Origin of the sequence: Pseudoalteromonas sp. S3178, assembly GCF_005886985.1 — a bacterium.
GTDB lineage: Bacteria > Pseudomonadota > Gammaproteobacteria > Enterobacterales > Alteromonadaceae > Pseudoalteromonas > Pseudoalteromonas carrageenovora.
The window spans coordinates 1-248 of sequence record NZ_PNCW01000339.1; the positions used below are offsets into that span (position 1 = coordinate 1).

Below are 248 nucleotides of genomic sequence, written 5' to 3' on the forward strand. Positions count from 1 at the left end.
AATGCTGAAAACCTAGCTGAAGAAGCCGCACAAATGGCTAAAAACCATGGTTTGCTGGCTTCGGTATTCGATATGGATGATATTTCTGTGTCGCAATTAAGTGAAGCTGAGCGACTACTAGTGATCACAAGTACCTATGGTGATGGTGAAATGCCCGATAACGCACAATTATTGTGGGATGAGATAAATGCCCAGTCGGCACCCTCATTTGAATCAACTTACTTTTCCGTTTTAGCCTTGGGTGACAC

The 248-nt window shown here is 43.5% G+C and carries 1 protein-coding gene; it reads left to right on the forward strand.

From position 1 onward, the window contains the following. A partial coding sequence (locus CWC11_RS21220; protein WP_171038500.1) for a flavodoxin domain-containing protein occupies positions 1-248 on the forward strand: 248 nt, incomplete at both ends.